Raw genomic sequence first — 682 nt, 5'->3', positions numbered from 1 at the left:
GGTCGGTGGTATGTTGGCTCCGGCACTTATTTACGTTGCTTTTAATGCAAATGACCCTGAAGCGATCTCTGGTTGGGCAATTCCTGCGGCGACAGACATTGCATTTGCTCTGGGTATCATGGCGTTACTTGGTAAGCGCGTACCAGTGAGTCTAAAAGTATTTTTGTTGGCTCTTGCGATCATTGACGACTTAGGTGTTGTAGTCATCATTGCTCTGTTCTACACCGGTGATCTTTCTTCAATGGCATTGCTTGTCGGCTTCGTCATGACAGGTGTACTGTTCATGCTGAACGCGAAAGAAGTCACCAAGCTAACACCGTACATGATTGTAGGTGCGATTCTGTGGTTTGCTGTACTTAAGTCTGGTGTGCACGCAACATTGGCAGGTGTAGTGATCGGTTTCGCGATTCCGCTGAAAGGAAAGCAGGGCGAACACTCTCCACTGAAACACATGGAGCATGCTCTTCACCCTTATGTCGCATTTGGTATTCTTCCTCTGTTTGCATTTGCGAACGCAGGTATCTCGCTAGAAGGCGTATCGATGTCTGGTCTAACTTCAATGCTGCCTCTAGGTATTGCACTAGGTCTATTGATTGGTAAACCTCTAGGCATCTTTAGCTTTAGCTGGGCAGCTGTGAAACTGGGCGTTGCGAAGCTACCAGAGGGTATAAACTTCAAGCAT

At 47.4% G+C, this 682-nt stretch carries 1 protein-coding gene; it reads left to right on the top strand.

Translation table 11 applies throughout. From position 1 onward, the window contains the following. A partial coding sequence (gene nhaA / locus R7Z47_RS25010) for a Na+/H+ antiporter NhaA (protein ID WP_318130784.1) occupies nucleotides 1-682 on the top strand: 682 nt, incomplete at both ends.

Origin of the sequence: Vibrio sp. 1641, from assembly GCF_033339995.1 — a bacterium.
In the GTDB taxonomy this organism is placed as follows: domain Bacteria; phylum Pseudomonadota; class Gammaproteobacteria; order Enterobacterales; family Vibrionaceae; genus Vibrio; species Vibrio alginolyticus.
This window is presented reverse-complemented; position numbering and strand designations above follow the sequence as displayed.